Here is an 18,002-nt window from a genome sequence, read left to right on the forward strand (position 1 = left end):
AAAGGAATATCAGGCAGGGCATTTTGGATAAATCACACTGGCTAGGAAGCATGGCATGGCAGACAGTACACCGATTAAGAGATGGGTCAAACTTTACGAAAAGTTTGGAATGGAAGGTTTAAGGAAGAAACTTCACAGGAGGAATTATTCTGTTCAATTTAAGCTGGATGTACTAAGCTTTATGAAAAGAACAGGTTTTTCAGAAATGGAAACAGCCCTTCATTTTGGGATAACAAATTCTCCGATGATCGCTTCATGGAAAAAAGCTTTTAATGAAGGTGGTGCTGAAGCTCTGGGTTCAGAGTATGTCACGAAAAGGAAACTGCATTGATAACTCACCTATGGAGAACTTCTTTGGCCTATTAAAACAAGAAATGTATCATGGTCACCGACGATGCTCGTTTGAAGATTTAAAGAAGCGAATCAAAGAATATATCAATTATTATAATAACAAGCGAATTAAACAAAAATTGGCCGGTATGAGTCCCGTTCAATACCGGATACACACCAGCCAATTAACTGCATAATAAAAACTCTAACTTTTCGGGGTCACTTCAGACCCGGGGCTTTTTATTTTATACTGCTTTAACGGCTTCTTTCAGTGATTTTCCTGGTTTAAATGCAGGTACACTGCTTGCGGCAATCATGATTTCTTCCCCTGTTAGAGGGTTGCGCCCTTTACGGGCGTTGCGGTTGCGAGTTTCAAAGGTTCCAAATCCAATCAGCTGGACGCTCTCACCCTGCCTTAATGCATTGGTAATCGATTCAAGAACAGCTTCCACCGCAAGGGTTGACTCTTTTTTATTCATGTTTGTTGCAGATTTTACTGCGTCAACTAAGTCTTGTTTTCTCATGAAAAAAATCCTCCTAAAAAGTAATTTAATATATTGCATTTGCTACCATTATTAACGCTTTCTCACTTTTTATACATCTGCCCTGCATATTTTCGGACATGAAAAGATCCCGGTATACAAGGCCGGGATCTTTCTCTTAACACTTAGATTGTCTCCCTAGAATCCATACACGGTCATTCCGCCGTCTACAAAAAGAGTTTGTCCTGTACAATAGGAACCAGCGTCAGAAGACAGGAAAACGGCAGGACCGACTAATTCGGCCAGTTCTCCGACTCTGTTCAGTGGAGTACGGGATAGAATGTCATTCAAATAGTTTTCATCTGCAAGAAGTTCTGCTGTTAACGGTGTTCTGAAATACCAGGGACCAATTGAGTTCACATTGATTCCGTAACGGCCCCATTCCAGTGCAAGGTTTTTCGTCATTTGGATCATCGCCGCTTTCGCCGAAGCATATACTACTCCCGTTCTTAACGCAACATGCCCTGCTACAGAGGAAATGTTGATGATTCGCCCGTTCCCTTGAGATTTCATAAGTTTAGCGGCTTCCTGGGAAACATAGAAGGCTGAACGAAGGTTGGTGTTCATGATTTTCTCCCATTCCTCTTCAGAAACTTCCAGCGCTTTGCTTCTAATATTCATACCGGCATTATTGACTAGAATATTTACAGGAATTTGGCGTGATGTAAGAGAATCATATAATGATTGAATTTCTTCCTTTACTGTCACATCTACTGTAAAGGCATATGCCTTTCTCCCAAGTTTTTCGATAGAGCCGGCAACTTCATCAAGATCTGATCGAGTTCGGGAGATCAGTACAACATCCGCTCCAGCTTCAGCAAAACCAATGGCCAGTGCCCTGCCGATTCCCCGCCCTGCTCCAGTGATCAATGCTGTTTTTCCTTCCAACGAAAAAGACGGTAAATACATGATCAATCTTCCTCTCAGTTAATTTAATGTAAAAAGACTCGCCAGATAACAGAATATTTCTAACGTAACAAAGGATCCCTCTTTTATCCATTAATAAGAGATATTTTTTAACAGAACGAACGATTTACCTTCACAAAACGTATTACTATTGATTCATGAATCAGGTCGCAAGGAGGACACCGTAAAGATGGAAGAAAAAGATTTGGTCAAAAAAGCAAAAAAGGGCGACCAGCATTCTCTTTCTCTCTTGCTGCAGCAAAATTATTCTATTTTGTTTCATTATGTACTGAAAATAACGATGAACCGTTCAACAGCAGAAGACCTTGTACAGGAGACCATGCTTAAATGCATTCAAAAGATTGGGTTATACGAGGGAAAGTCTAAATTTTCTTCCTGGCTCATTTCCATCGCATCCCATCTATACATCGACCAGTTCAGACGCAAGAAAACCGAGCAGAAGTACCAGGAGCGCGAACAGGCATCCCGAAACCTGAAATGGAAAGCCGCTTTCATCAATGAAGAATGGAATGAAGTGCTAGATGCCGTAAGCCTTTTAAACGAAGAAACAAGAACCCCCTTAATCCTAAAGCATTATTACGGTTATACGTACGACGAGATCGGGAACATGCTGAATATTCCCGCCGGAACGGTTAAATCTCGGGTTCATACCGGGTTAAGATTCATTAGAAAGGAGTTAGCTGAAAGTGAAGGAGAATCCAGACTCAGCAAATAACCTTGAAGATAAGCTAAAGGAAAGCCTCTCACAGATTGAAAAATATGAAGAAGTCATCGTGCCAGACCTTGCCTTTTTTGAACAAATGGTAGCTGAGGAAACCAGCAGAAATAAAAGACAGCTCGCTAAAGAGCTTGCCCTGTTTGGAGTGATAGCTGCTGCAGTTCTGTTCTGCGTGGCAGCTATGCTTATTCGGCTCCCTTCTGTTTTCGTCATCCTTCAGGCTCCCGTACTGATTGGTGCTATTCTGTTTCTTTATAAACATCATAGAAAAGAAGGTGAATGGAATGACACATAACATACACAGCCAGCCGCTTTGGACACTAATTCTCGTTGTCATCATTCTTCTTTGCCAGAGCACATGGCTGTTTCTGGACGGAAGGAAACGCGGCTACCGTTATTGGTTCTGGTCTTTATGGGGATTGATCCAATGTCCGTTCCCTCTCCTCTTTTACCTCATATTCGCAAGAAAAGTGTTCAGGTCCAAACCATAAATCTCCTTAGCGTTTATGTCTGTCCTCTTGTGGGAAAATGGTAACATAAGGAGGAGATATCATTGCAGACATCACTTTACGAAAAATTGGGTGGCAAAGACTCCATAGGAAAAGTGGTTGACCGTTTTTATGATAAAGTTTTGGCCGATTCGAGTGTAAATTATTTTTTCGAAAATATCGATATGGAAAAACAGAGGAAACATCAAACCAAGTTCTTGAGTTTCGCTTTGGGCGGACCCGCTCAGTATTCCGGAAAGTCGATGGCAAAGGTACATGAAGGCATGAATCTCCAGCCTGAGCATTTCGACGCCATTGTTCTTCACTTAAAAGAAGCGCTTCAGGAGTTTAACGTGCCCGAACAAGATATTGAAACAGCAGTTGATCACGTCAATACACTAAGAGATGACATACTTTATAAATAATAAAAAAAGAGGAGCAGCTCAATCCTGAGTCTGCTCCTCTTTTTTTACTCTTTTTCTACCCATTCCTTCCGCAGGACAAAAAGCTCTCTGAGTTCCTGAGTAGAAAGCTCTGTAATCCAGTTTTCACTCGTGATGACTTTTTCGCTAAGCTCTTTTTTGCTTTCAAGCATTTCATCAATCCGCTCTTCAAGCGTACCGAGCGTGATCATCTTATGAACGGTCACAAACCGTTTTTGCCCGATTCGGTGGGCACGGTCTGTCGCCTGGTTTTCTACAGCTGGGTTCCACCAGCGGTCAAAATGAATCACATGGTTTGCTTCTGTAAGATTTAACCCTGTCCCCCCAGCTTTCAAGGACAGCACGAACACACTGTGTTTTCCATCCTGAAACTTTTCAATCATTTCATCGCGTTTAGCCTTAGGCACTCCTCCGTGCAAAAAGAGCACATCTTCGTTCCAGCGGTTCGCGATATAGTCCTGAATCAGATTGCCCATAAATAAAAACTGCGTAAAGATCAAACACCTTTCGCCCTTTTCTCTTATGGCTTCCAAGAGTTCCACCAGCTTCGAAAATTTATTCGATCGCTCCTCGAGCCTGTTCTTCTTTTCTTCCTTCAGATATAGAACCGGATGGTCACAAACCTGCTTCAGCTTGCCTAATAAAGCTAAAATCAGCCCTCTTCGCTTCATGCCGCCCTCTTGCTCAAGCTGCTGAAACGTATCCTGAATCATCCGTTCGTATAAGGATGCCTGCTCTGCCGTTAGATGGACATACTCTTTAATCTCCTGTTTCTCCGGAAGGTTCAGCTGTACGTGCGGGTCCTGTTTGGTCCTTCTCAATAAGAAAGGCTGAACGAGGCTCTGCAGCTGTTTCAGCCGGCTGTTATCGTGCTCTCTTTCAACAGGAAGGACGAACCGTTTTCGAAAGGCGGCTTCACTTCCCAGGTAACCGGGATTAAGAAAATCAAATATGGCCCAAAGCTCAAGCAGCCGGTTCTCTACTGGTGTGCCGGTCAGCGCAATTTTATGCCTTCCCGATAAACGGCGGATGCTCCTTGATTGTTTTGTAAAACTGTTCTTTATATTCTGAGCTTCATCTAAAATGATCGCATCCCACAAGACATGCTGAAAATCTTCTTCATCCAGCTGTGCGGTCGTATACGAGGTTAATACAACATCCGCCCCCTGAATCGACTTGATAAATGGCTCTCCTCTTATCCTTGAAGATCCATAATGAAGGAACACGTTTAAATCAGGTGAAAAATGCTGCAGTTCTTTCTGCCAGTTTCCAATGACAGAAGTCGGACAGATTAGAAGTGCAGGAAATCCCCCCTCTTCATTATCTTTTCTTGTTTGAAGCAGGTAATCGATGGTCTGGATTGTTTTCCCAAGTCCCATGTCATCCGCCAGACATCCTCCAAGACCGAACTTTCTTAAAAATTGAAGCCAGGAGCTCCCTGTTTTTTGGTAGTCCCGAAGACTTCCCTGAAAGCCTGGGGCCGTAGGCTGAATCGGGATCTCTTTCACTTCAGACAGCTGTTCGACCATTTTGGCAAGGTCTGTGTTCAGCTCAATATTGACATATCGCAGCAAGGAAGGCTCTTCTTCATTGCCGTCTTTCACGGGCTGCATGAGGTGCTGTTCCAAAATATCCTTCAGCTGAAGGCCTTTGCGGTTCACACTCTTCATAACCTGTCTGACCTCACGGATAAAAGCAGGATCGAGCTTGAACCATTTCCCTTTAATTTTCACTAGGCGCCTGCGGCTGTCAACGAGCTTCAGGAACTCCTCTTCGCTCAATTCGATGTCGCCTGTGGAAACTTTCCAGTCGAACTGCACGATGGAATCCAGCCCTAAAAATGACGGAGCGTATCCGCCAGATGAACTTTTCACTTTCGCTTTCAGGTCCGGCTGAAGATCTTTCAGCGCTTCCCACCATGAAGGAAGAAGGATTTTAAATCCCCCTTCTTCCAGCCATTGACTCTTCTCATTTAAAAAATCCCATGCTTCATTTTCCGTCAGCTTCGTTTTAAAAGAACCATCCTTCTTTTGAAGAAAAGATACAAGTGTACCGGCAAAAGAAAGATCTTCTGCTATTCGGTGCGTAAAGGGCTGCCATTCTTCCGGAAGATCTTCCGCTGCCCCTGTCCAGTCAAAGTGGATGCTGCTCTCCTTATCCTCCAGCAGCACATCCAGTTTCCAATATCGATCATCTTCTTCAGGTTCCTGAAGCTCAAGAAGGACATCGAACGGCTTTTCATCTTTTTTCCAACCCAGTTTAACGAGCCATGATTCCTCTGACAGATTTTCATAAAGTGTATTTTTTTCGAGAAGATGTTGAAACGGAAACCGGTCGAAAAAGGCAGGATCCGCATCCAATCTTTCTGGTTCTTCAAGAGCGAGTTCATCGATCGCCGTGTTCAGCCAATGGGACAGTTCTTTCCCGGTGGCTTCTATCTCCCATTTCCATTCACCTTTTTTCCAGGATTCAAAACTGGGTTTTACTCGGTGTTCCTGCAGTGATACATCCAGCTCCCGGGCGTGAGTGATCATGTCTTGAGCCTCTGCGCTCCAATTGTCCTGTTTCAGGAAAAAACGCGGATGCCCTGTGAACAGACGAAACGCATCAACAGCAGACACATAAACATATTGCTCATCATCTCGTTCGATAAACGTTCCATAATAAGATTTTTTATGCCAGGCAAACAGCATGGGCATCCAGTCATCCACATGGAGTCTGCGCCCTTTCTGCTCTCCCCAGAACACCATTCTGTTGTCGTTCAGCCATCTGGCATGAAGTACAATGGCGGTCACATCAATCATGTATGAATTTTCCTTTCCTTAGCTCTTCCTGAAAAGCGCGGAGTCTGGCATACTGGGTAGCCAGCTTTTCAATATAATCATCAAACTGCACGTCTCGGTCCAGCTTTTTATAGATTGACTGAAGCTTTTTCAAGAAACGGATGGCCAGCTTATAGGATTTGCGGTTTTTCTCCCTGATGAGCCGGTCAACGGACTGGTGGTACAGCGGAAGAAGCACTTCCATATCCAGCTGCTCCACTTCTTTTAAATCCGTACCATTAATCAAGGAAGGCGAATACCCCATTAAGATCTGAAGCTCGACCCAGCGCTTAAAATCCTGCTGGACGTGCAAAAATTCATTGTATTCATAAAAAGTTACCGGAAGGCAGTCAACGAGCATCTGTTCATACTCCTTTTCCTCCCCCGTGTACTGTGCATATTTCCAAAAGTATTCAATATATTGGTGAAACTGTTCCCGAACAGACGTATCCCGGTAATAATCCTGCGTCTTCCGGTAAAATTCCGGCTTCAAGGCGAGCAGCCATTTCAGTAAAGACTCCCACTTTTCCCAATGAAAAAGCAGCTCAAGCCATATTAAGGCATGACGGGAAGAAAACTGCTCTGTTTTTTCCATCCGCTGATAAGCTTCTGTAAGGTCATCCCTCAAAAAGGCAAAGTGAACGAGCGCCATATCCAGAAACTGAGCCCGGGAACCCTTTTCCTTTTCCTCCAGAAGCTGCTTTTCATAAGCTACTACCCATTGGTCCACATGGTAAATGGTCGCCCAGCCTACTTGAAAGACACGAAAAATAATATCAAAATAACGGGCGGAAAGCTTAAATATATTCTGGAATTCTTTTAAACTTTGTTCAATTAAATCCAGATGTTCCGACTTAAGCCTTTCTGCCTGAATCTCCATAGCCGTTTTGAACATCCCATCGACCAGCTGGCTGAGATTAAGTTTAAAATGTGCAGCTAAATAATCGGGCACCCCATATTGCTTTTCATATTCCGTAAGCCTTAGGAAGGTCTCAAGCTGTGCATGAAACCGATACAGCTTTCCTATGTCATCATCCATAAAACTGGCAGCATTCAATAGACCTGGATAAAACTCCTTATGGATGTGGGTGAAGGTATAGCCTTCTCCCCTTTCCAGCTCTTTAAAGGTCAGATTCTGCATCTTATTCTTTTCAAAGTCTTCAAAGCGCTGATTAAAGTTCTTTTTCCATTCATCAACAGAAAGTATGTTTTGAATCACCCGTTTTCTCGTTTTTGGTTCAGCATTCTTTGTGCTGCTCTCTTGCTGATCAGCTGAAGAAATCATGGCTTCCTGCTGTTCATTCTTTTGTTTTCCTCTCTTGCTTTTCCATTCCAATATAAGCTGATAGGGAGGTCCAAAAGAGGCATACAGCTGAAAAAACACAGCCAGCTTATGAGCACATGGCTCTGAGCTGAAGCATGAACAGCTGCTCTCTGAAAAATGCTCAAGATCAAGACTTACCGCATATCCACTCTCTTCAGAAACACTTCCTGTTACAGTCTTGTTATCCACATTAATATTGTATACAGCGCCTTTTTGGTAAAGCGCATAGCCTTCTTGTATCACTTCTCCACTAAAATGAAACAACACGTCTTTTCCAAGTTCCAGAACAACGTCTTTAGGAATCTGCTTACTTAACATGTGAGCCTCCGTAATATAGTACCATCCATTATATCAAAATTAAGGAGGTTCCATTCAATGTTGTGCTTCATTCCTTCAACAACAAAAAAATAATGGACTATATTGCCCATTATTACAGATAATTCAACACTATTTTTTGTAATATTTTGACTACTTTTATCAAATCTCTTTTCTAAATTTAGGTTTTGCTTCATACTAGTTTTTGTGACAAAATCCCTCATGAAAGTCGTGAATGAAAGATGTTATTACAAATGATTGAAAAAAAGCGCGAAGTTTTGCTTTGTCTTGGGAAAACCTACGGATTGACAGCAGAAGTCACCGTGAAATGCAGCCAGGAACTAGATCATTTGCTGAATCTCCTTTCCCGAATGAAGGGTCGCCCAAAACAGTATATCGAGCAATAACCAGCGCAATAACACAGAACGTAAAACTGCATAACGCAGAAAACGGCGGGGAAGTCCCCCGCCGTTTTTGAATTCTATTAATTTTGAAGAATGTTCTCAATATTCTCGAGAGTCTCAGAGGAAAGTTTAATGCCGGAGGCCTTCACGGTTTCCTCCAGCTGATCCGGAGAGCTCGCTCCTACGATCGCGCTTGAAACATTCTCCTGCCGTAAGATCCAGGCAAGGGCAAGCTGTGCAACAGAGATACCGGTTTCTGCCGCTACCCCTTTTAACTGTTCTACTTTCTGAAGCTTCTCGTCTGTCAGATGGCGGGATATAGCCTTTCTACTGTTCTCATCTGCTGCGCGGCTTCCCTTCGGAGCTTCTTCTCCTATTTTGTACTTACCTGTTAGCACCCCCTGTGCCAACGGTGACCATACGACTTGGCCGATTCCGTGTTTCTCGCTGACAGGGATCACTTCTTTTTCAATATAGCGTTCAAACATATTATATTGAGGCTGACTGACAACAATTCGATCCAATAATTTTTTGTCCGCAAAGTGGACCGCTTCAGAAATTTGTTCTGCAGTCCATTCACTTACTCCCGCATACAAAACCTTTCCATGCCTGATCAGATCATCGATGGCCCGCAATGTTTCTTCGAGCGGCGTTTCTTTGTCATAACGGTGACAATAGAAGATATCAACATAATCCAGACCGAGCCGCTGCAGACTGGCATTGCACTGCTCGATGACATGTTTGCGGGAAAGCCCTCTATCGTTCGGACCTTCTCCCATCGGCCAAAAGGCTTTTGTTGCGAGAACATAGGAATCTCTCTGGTAATCTTTCAATACCCCTCCCACTACTTTCTCAGCTTCTCCGCGCATATAGACGTTGGCGGTGTCGAAAAAGTTAATGCCGAGGTCAAACGCTTTATTTATGCTAGCCTCCGCGTTTTCTTTCTCCACATAGCCAGCCGTTGTCAGCCAGCTGCCGAGTGAAATCTCGCTTACCTTCAATCCAGTTTTTCCAAGTCGGCGATATTCCATGAAAAATTCCACCTTTCCTTCAATAAATAGGTACGATACAAGTTTAACAGTTTTCTGAAAATTATAAAGAATTACAGCAAGTAAAACCTCACACCCCAGTCATGCCATGAGTTCATCAGGTAAATAATTCAATGGTTGGAGGGATATAGAACTATTTCGAAATAATTATGTAATCGTTTTGTTACCTTACTCTAACCTGCCTGTCATACACACCCTGTACAATTGCAATTGGCTATGAAGGAAAACATATCCTTTTTAACTAAAACTTTTCGTACTTGAGGAGGTACTACATATGATTAAAAAAGTAATTGCAACAGGAGCGATCGCTGGAGTAATGATGAGTTCTCCACTAGTAGGGGAAGCCGCGTTAGGGGACCATACATTAAAACAGGGCATGTGGGATAATGACGTGCATCAATTGCAGCAAAAACTCAAGGATAAGGGATATTTTCATTACACTGAAACAACAGGTTTTTATGGAGATATTACAGCGGCTTCCGTGAAAGATTTCCAAAAGAGAAACGGATTAAAAGTAGATGGAATAGCAGGAAAAAGAACTGCTGAGGCACTTCTTCAGTCCTCTTTAGGAAAATCAAATATACTAAAGCAAGGCAATAAAGGATATGCAGTTTCAGGATTGCAAAGTGAATTAAAAGACCAAGGATTCTATAACTATACTGTGGATGGCATTTATGGTCCGGTTACTGTGAATGCAGTAAAAGCTTTCCAAAAAGCAAAAGGCATCACTGTTGACGGATTAACGGGTCCTCAAACCATTAAAGCTCTTTATGGTGAAAATGGCGTCCGCGTCAAAACTGAAGTTGAATCTTCTGCTCCAGCACAAAAAGCCTCAGCACCAGTAAAGGCTGCTTCTACTGATCAGAAACAAGGAAAAACAGTATCTGTTGAAGCAACAGCTTACACCGCTGATTGCGATGGATGCAGCGGCGTAACAGCAAACGGTACAAATCTTAAAGCGAATCCAAACGTAAAAGTCATCGCTGTTGACCCGGATGTTATTCCGTTAAACTCACAAGTGTATGTAGAAGGCTATGGCTATGCAGTAGCTGCTGACAAAGGCGGCGCCATTCAAGGAAACAGAATCGATGTCTTCTATTCTTCTAAACAAAAAGCAACCGAATGGGGACGCAAGAACGTTAAAGTTACCATCCTGGATAAATAATCTTTGCATTTTAAGAAAAGAGGCGGACATGTGCCGTCTCTTTTTTTGTTTGGGCTGCGAACGTTGTTAGTGCGGATTATTCTCTCGACAGCCGTTTCAGCATTTACCCGCAGGGCATAAGTGCAACATCAGTTTGCAAAAGACGCAAATTGTGTTTTCTTTATCGGTGTCCAGCTTCAGCGGCTAGAGACTCGATCACTTCGGTCTTTGTCAGAAAACAAAAAGCGTTTTATGCCAAAGCCCTCCAGTGCTTATCGTCTCTGAACAGCCGCTTCAGCATTTCAGTGTTGTCACAATATCTTTATATGTTTTTCGGCAAATATCTTTTATAATAGGTACAGTATTTGACTAATTAGTGAACAGGCTGGTGAATGTATGTTTCTTTGGATTGCGATTATTATGGGAATGGTAGAAGGATTAACAGAGTTTCTACCTGTTTCCTCCACCGGACATTTAATTATTACCGGGCATTTTCTCGGGTTTACAGGGGACAAAGCGAAAACGTTTGAAATTGTTATACAGCTCGGTTCCATCCTAGCTGTTGTGGTTCTATATTGGAAAAGACTGTGGAGCCTTCTCGGTGTAGGCAAGGTGGAGACAGAAAACGGCCAAAAAGGCCATTTGAATTTACTCCACATTTTTGCGGGCATGCTGCCGGCTGTTGTGATCGGGCTTCTCGCTCATGATGCTGTAAAAAAATATTTATTCTCTACAAGTACGGTTGTATTCAGCTTAATTGTCGGCGGTCTGCTGATGATTTATGCGGAAAAGAAGAAGAAGAAAATTACGGCAGCTACCCTTGATCAAATTACGTATAAACAAGCATTTATCATTGGGCTGTTTCAATGTCTTGCACTTTGGCCGGGCTTCTCCCGTTCGGGCGCGACCATTTCTGGCGGTGTGCTGCTCGGCTTAAGCCACAGAACAGCTGCAGATTTCACATTTATTCTTGCAGTCCCAATTATGATTGCTGCAAGCGGTCTTGATCTGTATAAAAGCTGGGATGTTCTTAGCGGAGCTGATCTTCCATTCTTTGCAGCAGGATTCATCACGGCCTTTATTGTCGCGGTCGTTGCTATTCTGTTCTTTATCCGCTTGATTGCAAAAGTAAAACTTACTCCATTTGCCTATTATCGTTTTATACTTGCCGCAGTTTTAGCTGCGATCATTTGGCTTTAATTTTCAATTTCAGATAAAAGATGGCGTTTTTCGCCGTCTTTTTTTATTGGAGGTTTTTCACCGTTTTTGTAGAATATATTAGAAAAATGGAAAATAAAGGTGGAAATAAAATTGGATATCCTTCAGCAAACAGAACGCATGAAACGTAATATAGCGTCAGTATTAGTCGGAAAAGAAAAAATTGTCGACTTGATTATGATTGCACTTATTAATAAAGGACATATTCTTTTAGAAGACGTGCCAGGCACCGGGAAGACGGTGCTGGCTAAAAGTGTGGCCAAGTCCATCAGCGGCGGATTCAGACGGATTCAGTTTACGGCTGATGTCCTTCCCAGTGATATAACTGGGATTAAATTTTTCAACCCGAAAGAACAGGATTTCGAGCTTCGCGTCGGACCGGTCATGACGAACATACTGCTGGCTGATGAGATTAACAGAGCTACACCAAGGGCACAGTCCAGCCTGCTTGAAATAATGGAGGAGAAGCAAGTTACCATTGAAGGGGAAACAACCAAGCTTCCCTCTCCTTTTATTGTCATCGCTACCCAGAATCCGATTGAATCTCAAGGTACCTTTCCCCTTCCGGAAGCACAGCTTGACCGTTTTTTCATTCAAATACAGACCGGATACCCTTCATTTGAAGAAGAAAAGAGGATGATCTCTCTGTATCGAAAGCAGGAACCTCTCGATCTGCTTGAAGCCGTCTTCTCTCTGGAGGATTTACATAGAATGCAAGACATGGTAAAGGAAGTGGAACTATCGGACGATGTTGAGAACTATTTGCTGTCCATTGTTCATGCGACAAGAGAATCAGGATTTGCTGAAGCTGGCGTCAGCCCGCGGGGAACGCTTGCCTTTATGCGTGCATCTCAGGGCCATGCTCTGATTCATGGACGGATGTACGTCACACCGGATGACATAAAACTGATGGCCCCTTATGTTCTTTCCCACCGTCTGGTCCTCTCGCTTGAAGGAACGCTGAGAAAAACAAAGCATCAGGTCATTCAGGAGATCTTGAAATCCGTTGAAGTCCCGGTCGAGTCAGGTGCTGGGTCATGAGTGTCTGGCGGAAAGAGCTTGCCGTACCCAAGCTTCTTCAGGCCTCGTTAAGTGCCGGCGGAGTTTTAGCTGCCATCAGTTTTTATAAAAAATCACCTGCTGTATTAGCGCTTGCATGCTTATTCGGAGCCGTATACTATCTCAGCAGGCTTTATTTCCGGTCTGCTGCTGATCAACTTGTTTTTCAAAACCCGCGAAGGAGCATCCGGCTTTTTCCGGGCGATACAGACAGCCTGCCTCTTACCCTTTCCTATGAAGGCAGCTGGCCGCAGATCCGTGGAACGATGACCTTTACCGCTTCCGATGCCATTGATGTTGATAACGCAGTACTGACACATGAAAAGAAAAATTTAAAGCAAAAGGATTATGAGTGGCAATTTGCTGTCCCTAAAAAGTCACGGCTGGAGCAGGAGCTTATAGTTACAGGAAAAAAACGGGGGGCCGTGAAGCTGAACCGTATTGAACTCAGCATCCGGAATGTCATGGGATATGGTCTCCTCCTCCTGGCCTTTGATCCCATCTACCGAACGGAAGTGATAGTATTTCCTGCCCCTCTCCCAGTGATTGGTATCAAGCCGCTGCTGCAGTTCGGCCAAGGTTTCCATCCTTTTTCACGGTCATTGTTTGAAGATCCGGCTTCTCCTGCAGGTGTAAGAGACTATGAAAGGAGTGATCCTTATAACAGGATCCATTGGAAAGCAACAGCAGCTTCAGCTTCACTCAAGACGAAAATTGTAGAGAAAACAACAGAATACAAATGGGCTTTTATCGTCAATGTTGGGTCATCCTCCTATGGGACCTCCCCTTTTCAGAGTGAGACAATGGAAAACCAGCTCAGTTATTTAACCTTTATGTGCCAGCATGCTTCTTCAGCCGGTATTCCGTATGAAATCTTTATGAATATCCGTGTTCCCGGTGCTGTTGGTTTTCTTAAAGTGGAAAAAGGAGAGGACCGTGCTCATCTGTTAAAAGTACTCGAAACACTTGCCCGTATCAGTGTTTCAAGTGTAACCTTTCCCCTCATTGAGCTGCTTGCAAAATCAGACCGCGAAATTTCAAGCACGGTTCCTGTGGTTATACTGGCAGGCAGCCTTGATGAAGATGACAGGCAAGAGCTGTACTTTCAAAAGTGGCAGAAGCACGGGAGCCCTGTCTATCGGATTATAGAACAAGAAGAAGGGGCTTATCTTTCAAAATGGTCTGCAAGGAGAGCCATCTCATGAAAAACAAAAGGATGCTTCTCACCTTTTCTCTTAATTACTCGTTTGACAGTCTGCTTCTTTATTTAATCGTAATCAGCCTGCTGCCTTTCAGTCTTATCCTTTTTTTAAAGTTTTTTGCTCTTTATATTCTTGGCTGCTTGCCATTTGTTTTGCTTTTTACCTTTTCGAAAAAGATGACCGTGGGTAAAATCATCCTTCTCAGCCCTATTGCTTTTGGAATTGCTTATCTTTTTGGGTTTGGCGCCGCCTTTTCTTTCCTTCTCGCAGGGATCTTAGCCTGGCGAGCATGGGCTAACTGGTCTGATCCCATTAAGCAAGACATGGAAGTGATCTGGCTTGTCTCTTTTGTACTGGCATTCTTTCAGTATATTTTCTTTCCGAACATTCCTGAGGCTTTGCTCCTCATTCCGACAGTACAGCTTGCCTATCTTATCCTGCTTAAAAGCTATCATCGAAATTTGAATGATGGGAAACCTTGTTTTCAGAGCACAAAGCAAGGAATATTATCGTTATCGGTTCTGCTATCTTCAGCAGTTGCTGCATACCTTGCTTTCCCCTTCTTTTCCTTCTTGTTCAAAAATTTGATGGGTCTACTACTCTATGCTGTATTTACGATTTTAAGCAAACCTCTATTCTTTCTTTACAGCCTTCTTCCCATTTCTGATGGCGGCAAAAGGAGAGCTGAAGCCTTTGCTGGATCATTTAAAGGAAGCAAAAAAGTGAAAGGACTGCCTCACGTATCACCTTTTCACAACCAATGGATATTGTGGATCATCTGTGCAGTCATCCTGCTCGCCCTCTTAATCTATTTCAGAAGAAGGATTCTATCAACATTGGGTCAGACGATATCCTCACAAAGTATTCAGCCCATTATGCCCGGCGAAAAGCCTGCTCTTAAACGGCGCCGTTTTTGGAAAACACCGGCCGATGAGGCGAGAAAAGTTTATATCCAATTTGAAAAACGCATGACAAAACTAGGGGGCGGCCGTGCCTATGACGAATCCGTTACTGAATGGCTGCATCGTCTCGATCTGCCGATAACAGGGATTGAGATCGTATCAACGTCTTATAATAAGGTCCGGTATGGAGGCCTTTCACTTGATTCGGACGAGCTGGATTTCTTTAAAAAAGAAACACGAAGCCTTACAGGAGAGTTCAAGAAACGGAATAGAGAAGAAAGGACCTGATGTTTCCCCCTCGAATAGAATAAAAAAACATCACATTCAGAAACGGTTCTGAGTGTGATGTTTTTGCTAATGAATAGCTGGCCGTGTTCACCTCCTGGATCCATCATAATATACGAAGCAGGCATACCATCCTGCAGCAGCTGTTTCATCCTTTTCATAGAGGGATCAATGTGCTTGAAATAGTTGAGATAAGATGCACATAGATAATTTAATCCTTGCTCATGAAACCAAAATCTATTTATACTAAGCCCTCTTTAATATTTCCTAACCCATATTCAGGATAGACAAAACGATCACAGGCAAACAACTCACCTGTGTGTTCCATTGCTGCTGCCTGACCGCACTTCTCTGAAAAAATACAAATGGATAAAGGGATTCCAATCCACAAAGCCAGTGCCCATTCAAAGTTCATGACATATACCGAGCCTACATCATGCTCCACCCACTCATTGAATATTTGAATGAGAAACTCCCCATACATTTCGTTATACCACTGCCAGGCAGTATTCTCTGTTAAATAAAAAAAAGCTAGGCTCAACGCCTAACTCCATCCATGCTATGTTTGAGTTAATATGTCTTTTTTGAGCAAACTGTACATCACTAAATCTTGAAATTCACCATCAACACATTGATAGTCTCTGAGGCACCCTTCTTCGTGAAAACCAAATTTTGATACAAGTATCGCAGAGCCATGGTTGTCGGGATGAATAAGGGCTCCAATCCGGTTTAGTTTCATGTGTTGAAAGGCGAAAGGAAGTATGGAGCCGAGTACTTCTTTCATCACACCTTTGCGCCATTTGCTTTTTCGTATTTCATATCCTATTTCTGTCCTGAACTTCTTTTTTGCCCAGTTATGGTATCCGCATGTTCCGATAAGCCGCTTTCCTTCCCTTTCCGCAATTCCCCAGCGGATCGTCATCTGATCCCTATAACCTTTTTGAAAGTCACAAATTAAGGATTTGGTTTGCTCTATAGAAGTAAACGGAGCAGTACCCCAAAATTTTACAACCTCAGGATCAGAATATACTTCATGCAGGTCGGCTGCATCCTCTTCTTCAATGTTTCGAAGAATAAAACGCTTTGTTTCTAATTGCGGAAACTCAGAGTAGATCTCTTCCATTCTTTTTAAGTCCCCTTTATGGCAAACAGCTGATTGGAGCAGTATTCAATAATGTCACTCCTGCGGACAATGCCGATAAATACTCCCTGATCATCCACCACAGGAACAAAGTTTTGGGTGGCAATTAAAGACAAGAGATCTTCCATCTCAGCATTAATATAGACGGACTTGATGACCCGGTCTTTTTGGATGCCGGAGATGGAAAAACGATGGCTCGTTTCAAACGTCAGCCCTGGCGTATTTTTAATCGTCCAAAGCAAATCGCCTTCTGTCAGTGTTTCAGAATACCTTCCTTTTTCATCCAGCACAGGAACAGCCGTATATCGATGATGTTCCAGTTTTTCAAGTGCCTGCCTGATTGTTGAGGTAGACTTTAAAAAAGCCACTTCTTCTTTAGGCAAAAGAAAAAAAGCAATGTTCACAGTACCTTCCTCCTCGTTCTATTCGCATTCTTATCTTTCTTTTATCAAGGGTTCAACCGCTAGGCTTTCCCAAAGATAATACGTAATGTAAGTGTTCCATGGCGCCCAGTCTTCAGCCAGCTTTCTTACATCCTCTTCAGTCGGCTGATAGTCAAGATCCCATGCTTTACGCACACCATTTCTTAAACCGATATCAGCTGCCGGAAGAACATTGGTACGCCCCATTGCAAAAATAAGGAGACATTCAATCGTCCAGCGGCCAATTCCCCTGATGGGCAGCAGCGTATTCATTACTTCTTCATCTGTCATGGACCAAAGGGAATCAGTATCTAATGCTCCAGAAGTGATCAACCTTGAAAAATCTATAATATACTCCGCTTTCCTCTGACTGAACTGGAGCTCCCTCAGCTGTTCAACATTCAGTGAAGCCACTTTTTCCGGAGTTGGAAAAACGGAGAACATTTCTCCTTCATGTTCAATGTGTTCACCGGCAAGAACAATCAAACGGTCGATCAAGACACCGGCAAACGTTAGATTCACCTGCTGGCCAATTATAATCTTAACCATGGATTCAAAAAGGTCGGGATCGGTAACAAGACGCACACCGAAAAAGTCCGAGATGAGCGGCGTAATCTGTCTATGGTCCGAAAATTGGCTATAGAATTGTTTAATATCAATCTCCGTGGAAAACATGCGTTTTACCATAACAGCCAGCTCATCCTGCTCCCTTGCGGAAAGCCCATCGGGGTGCTCCAGCATAAGCTCCGGATTGTCGATGCTGCCCGCTGCTTTTACCTGAATAAGTATCGGTTTATTTCTAAGGTGAATCATTCTTTTATAGGTTTGATTGTCCATGTCCACATGCACGATATTATTTTTTCCTGCACTGCTCACCCGCCGAAGCATCTTAGAGAAATCAAAGGGTGAGGCAGGCCTAATTACTTTTAACATATTTTCTCCTTTTTACTTCATAGTTTGTAAAAAAACACATAACGATGTATGCGCTCTCATCATCTTTATTATCCCCTCTCATCCTCAAACTTTCCAGTCTAAATTTATGAGCCTTGCCTGAAAAATAAAAAAAGCCGGCATGGGCTGCCAGCTTTATGCATCGCGCGATTTTTCCTTTTTTCCTTGCAGGTGCGGATTTTCCTCCAGGCTGTCCACCGTATGTTTATAGGAATATCCCTTTGATATCGCAACAACAAAAATAACAAGGATGAACAAAATGATGATGACAGACATAACAATTGAAATAAGAAGAGTCGACACGTGTACAGCTCCT

General features: G+C 43.1%; 21 protein-coding genes and 1 pseudogene. 12 read left to right on the plus strand and 10 right to left on the minus strand.

The genetic code is table 11. The features are described 5' to 3' along the window. Positions 1-205: 205 nt before the first annotated feature. Both OKX00_RS18240 and OKX00_RS18245 read left to right on the plus strand, forming a co-directional pair. Positions 206-331 (plus strand): helix-turn-helix domain-containing protein, encoded by a 126-nt coding sequence (locus tag OKX00_RS18240; protein WP_265410585.1) that lies wholly within the window; start codon positions 206-208, stop codon positions 329-331. Then, a pseudogene (locus OKX00_RS18245) lies at positions 300-527 on the plus strand (IS3 family transposase); the annotation flags it as partial. The gene OKX00_RS18240 and the pseudogene OKX00_RS18245, both read left to right, overlap by 32 nt. A gap of 48 nt (positions 528-575) precedes the next feature. Here OKX00_RS18245 and OKX00_RS18250 read toward each other — a convergent pair. Further along, positions 576-854, minus strand: coding sequence for an HU family DNA-binding protein (locus OKX00_RS18250; RefSeq protein ID WP_053355437.1), 279 nt, complete (start codon positions 852-854; stop codon positions 576-578). 156 nt (positions 855-1,010) lie between these two features. Further along, positions 1,011-1,781, minus strand: a complete 771-nt coding sequence (locus tag OKX00_RS18255; protein WP_265408338.1) for an SDR family NAD(P)-dependent oxidoreductase — start codon at positions 1,779-1,781, stop codon at positions 1,011-1,013. A 187-nt stretch (positions 1,782-1,968) separates the two neighbouring features. Between OKX00_RS18255 and sigY the strand changes: the two genes are divergently transcribed. The 4 genes from sigY (at position 1,969) to OKX00_RS18275 (ending at position 3,430) form a co-directional block, all read left to right on the plus strand. Beyond that, entirely contained in the window at positions 1,969-2,514 is a 546-nt protein-coding gene (gene sigY / locus OKX00_RS18260; RefSeq protein ID WP_062236382.1) for an RNA polymerase sigma factor SigY, read from the plus strand. Next, positions 2,486-2,812, plus strand: a complete 327-nt coding sequence (locus tag OKX00_RS18265) for a YxlC family protein (protein ID WP_265408339.1) — start codon at positions 2,486-2,488, stop codon at positions 2,810-2,812. The genes sigY and OKX00_RS18265 overlap by 29 nt, the downstream gene beginning before the upstream one ends. Next, the gene (locus OKX00_RS18270; RefSeq protein ID WP_265408340.1) at positions 2,802-3,008 is read left to right on the plus strand and encodes a sigmaY antisigma factor component; all 207 of its coding nucleotides are present in this window, start codon (positions 2,802-2,804) and stop codon (positions 3,006-3,008) included. The genes OKX00_RS18265 and OKX00_RS18270 overlap by 11 nt, the downstream gene beginning before the upstream one ends. Before the next feature lie 62 nt (positions 3,009-3,070). Then, positions 3,071-3,430 (plus strand): group I truncated hemoglobin, encoded by a 360-nt coding sequence (locus OKX00_RS18275; RefSeq protein WP_416054259.1) that lies wholly within the window; start codon positions 3,071-3,073, stop codon positions 3,428-3,430. 44 nt (positions 3,431-3,474) lie between these two features. On the opposite strand, the gene OKX00_RS18280 is transcribed toward OKX00_RS18275, so the two are convergent. Beyond that, positions 3,475-6,252 carry a DEAD/DEAH box helicase gene (locus OKX00_RS18280; RefSeq protein WP_265408341.1) on the minus strand — a complete coding sequence of 926 codons (2,778 nt, stop codon included), beginning with the start codon at positions 6,250-6,252 and terminating at the stop codon, positions 3,475-3,477. Continuing rightward, positions 6,245-7,912: an SWIM zinc finger family protein gene (locus tag OKX00_RS18285; RefSeq protein ID WP_265408342.1), complete on the minus strand. Its 1,668-nt coding sequence runs from the start codon at positions 7,910-7,912 to the stop codon at positions 6,245-6,247. The genes OKX00_RS18280 and OKX00_RS18285 overlap by 8 nt, the downstream gene beginning before the upstream one ends. Before the next feature lie 251 nt (positions 7,913-8,163). Here OKX00_RS18285 and OKX00_RS18290 point away from each other — a divergent pair, with 251 nt between their 5' ends. After that, entirely contained in the window at positions 8,164-8,316 is a 153-nt protein-coding gene (locus OKX00_RS18290; protein ID WP_231689152.1) for an aspartyl-phosphate phosphatase Spo0E family protein, read from the plus strand. A gap of 77 nt (positions 8,317-8,393) precedes the next feature. Here the strand turns inward: OKX00_RS18290 and OKX00_RS18295 are convergent, their stop codons facing one another. After that, positions 8,394-9,344, minus strand: a complete 951-nt coding sequence (locus OKX00_RS18295) for an aldo/keto reductase family protein (RefSeq protein WP_265408343.1) — start codon at positions 9,342-9,344, stop codon at positions 8,394-8,396. Between the two features lie 292 nt (positions 9,345-9,636). Between OKX00_RS18295 and OKX00_RS18300 the strand changes: the two genes are divergently transcribed. The 5 genes from OKX00_RS18300 (at position 9,637) to OKX00_RS18320 (ending at position 15,175) form a co-directional block, all read left to right on the plus strand. Further along, a complete protein-coding gene (locus OKX00_RS18300) occupies positions 9,637-10,527 on the plus strand; it encodes a peptidoglycan-binding protein (RefSeq protein WP_265408344.1) in 891 nt (296 codons plus the stop codon). Between the two features lie 375 nt (positions 10,528-10,902). Beyond that, positions 10,903-11,706: an undecaprenyl-diphosphate phosphatase gene (gene bacA, locus OKX00_RS18305; protein WP_053355447.1), complete on the plus strand. Its 804-nt coding sequence runs from the start codon at positions 10,903-10,905 to the stop codon at positions 11,704-11,706. A 138-nt stretch (positions 11,707-11,844) separates the two neighbouring features. Then, the gene (locus OKX00_RS18310; RefSeq protein ID WP_053358348.1) at positions 11,845-12,765 is read left to right on the plus strand and encodes an AAA family ATPase; all 921 of its coding nucleotides are present in this window, start codon (positions 11,845-11,847) and stop codon (positions 12,763-12,765) included. Beyond that, positions 12,762-13,988 carry a DUF58 domain-containing protein gene (locus tag OKX00_RS18315; protein ID WP_265408345.1) on the plus strand — a complete coding sequence of 409 codons (1,227 nt, stop codon included), beginning with the start codon at positions 12,762-12,764 and terminating at the stop codon, positions 13,986-13,988. Before OKX00_RS18310 ends, OKX00_RS18315 begins: the two co-directional genes overlap by 4 nt. After that, complete coding sequence (locus tag OKX00_RS18320; RefSeq protein ID WP_265408346.1) at positions 13,985-15,175, plus strand: hypothetical protein; 1,191 nt, start codon at positions 13,985-13,987, stop codon at positions 15,173-15,175. The genes OKX00_RS18315 and OKX00_RS18320 overlap by 4 nt, the downstream gene beginning before the upstream one ends. 238 nt (positions 15,176-15,413) lie before the next feature. Here the strand turns inward: OKX00_RS18320 and OKX00_RS18325 are convergent, their stop codons facing one another. From OKX00_RS18325 to ytzI, 5 genes are all read right to left on the minus strand, one after another. Then, entirely contained in the window at positions 15,414-15,713 is a 300-nt protein-coding gene (locus OKX00_RS18325) for a hypothetical protein (RefSeq protein ID WP_265408347.1), read from the minus strand. An 18-nt stretch (positions 15,714-15,731) separates the two neighbouring features. Further along, positions 15,732-16,295: a GNAT family N-acetyltransferase gene (locus OKX00_RS18330; RefSeq protein ID WP_265408348.1), complete on the minus strand. Its 564-nt coding sequence runs from the start codon at positions 16,293-16,295 to the stop codon at positions 15,732-15,734. A gap of 5 nt (positions 16,296-16,300) precedes the next feature. Further along, positions 16,301-16,717: a CBS domain-containing protein gene (locus tag OKX00_RS18335; protein ID WP_053355450.1), complete on the minus strand. Its 417-nt coding sequence runs from the start codon at positions 16,715-16,717 to the stop codon at positions 16,301-16,303. A gap of 30 nt (positions 16,718-16,747) precedes the next feature. Continuing rightward, positions 16,748-17,668 (minus strand): DNA-3-methyladenine glycosylase family protein, encoded by a 921-nt coding sequence (locus tag OKX00_RS18340; RefSeq protein ID WP_265408349.1) that lies wholly within the window; start codon positions 17,666-17,668, stop codon positions 16,748-16,750. A gap of 153 nt (positions 17,669-17,821) precedes the next feature. Then, on the minus strand, positions 17,822-17,989 hold the full coding sequence (ytzI, locus tag OKX00_RS18345; RefSeq protein WP_256226579.1) for a YtzI protein: 168 nt from the start codon (positions 17,987-17,989) through the stop codon (positions 17,822-17,824). Between the last annotated feature and the right edge of the window lie 13 nt (positions 17,990-18,002).

This window comes from Fictibacillus sp. KU28468, assembly GCF_026153615.1.
Lineage (GTDB): Bacteria > Bacillota > Bacilli > Bacillales > Fictibacillaceae > Fictibacillus_C > Fictibacillus_C marinisediminis.

What these genes read in the sequence shown, in the direction of transcription:
- OKX00_RS18240 (WP_265410585.1), top strand. Translation starts at nt 206, where the DNA reads ATGGAAACAGCCCTTCATTTTGGGATAACAAATTCTCCGATGATCGCT.
- OKX00_RS18250 (WP_053355437.1), bottom strand. Translation starts at nt 854, where the DNA reads ATGAGAAAACAAGACTTAGTTGACGCAGTAAAATCTGCAACAAACATG.
- OKX00_RS18255 (WP_265408338.1), bottom strand. Translation starts at nt 1,781, where the DNA reads ATGTATTTACCGTCTTTTTCGTTGGAAGGAAAAACAGCATTGATCACT.
- sigY (WP_062236382.1), top strand. Translation starts at nt 1,969, where the DNA reads ATGGAAGAAAAAGATTTGGTCAAAAAAGCAAAAAAGGGCGACCAGCAT.
- OKX00_RS18270 (WP_265408340.1), top strand. Translation starts at nt 2,802, where the DNA reads ATGACACATAACATACACAGCCAGCCGCTTTGGACACTAATTCTCGTT.
- OKX00_RS18280 (WP_265408341.1), bottom strand. Translation starts at nt 6,252, where the DNA reads ATGATTGATGTGACCGCCATTGTACTTCATGCCAGATGGCTGAACGAC.
- OKX00_RS18285 (WP_265408342.1), bottom strand. Translation starts at nt 7,912, where the DNA reads ATGTTAAGTAAGCAGATTCCTAAAGACGTTGTTCTGGAACTTGGAAAA.
- OKX00_RS18290 (WP_231689152.1), top strand. Translation starts at nt 8,164, where the DNA reads ATGATTGAAAAAAAGCGCGAAGTTTTGCTTTGTCTTGGGAAAACCTAC.
- OKX00_RS18295 (WP_265408343.1), bottom strand. Translation starts at nt 9,344, where the DNA reads ATGGAATATCGCCGACTTGGAAAAACTGGATTGAAGGTAAGCGAGATT.
- OKX00_RS18300 (WP_265408344.1), top strand. Translation starts at nt 9,637, where the DNA reads ATGATTAAAAAAGTAATTGCAACAGGAGCGATCGCTGGAGTAATGATG.
- bacA (WP_053355447.1), top strand. Translation starts at nt 10,903, where the DNA reads ATGTTTCTTTGGATTGCGATTATTATGGGAATGGTAGAAGGATTAACA.
- OKX00_RS18310 (WP_053358348.1), top strand. Translation starts at nt 11,845, where the DNA reads ATGAAACGTAATATAGCGTCAGTATTAGTCGGAAAAGAAAAAATTGTC.
- OKX00_RS18315 (WP_265408345.1), top strand. Translation starts at nt 12,762, where the DNA reads ATGAGTGTCTGGCGGAAAGAGCTTGCCGTACCCAAGCTTCTTCAGGCC.
- OKX00_RS18320 (WP_265408346.1), top strand. Translation starts at nt 13,985, where the DNA reads ATGAAAAACAAAAGGATGCTTCTCACCTTTTCTCTTAATTACTCGTTT.
- OKX00_RS18330 (WP_265408348.1), bottom strand. Translation starts at nt 16,295, where the DNA reads ATGGAAGAGATCTACTCTGAGTTTCCGCAATTAGAAACAAAGCGTTTT.
- OKX00_RS18340 (WP_265408349.1), bottom strand. Translation starts at nt 17,668, where the DNA reads ATGTTAAAAGTAATTAGGCCTGCCTCACCCTTTGATTTCTCTAAGATG.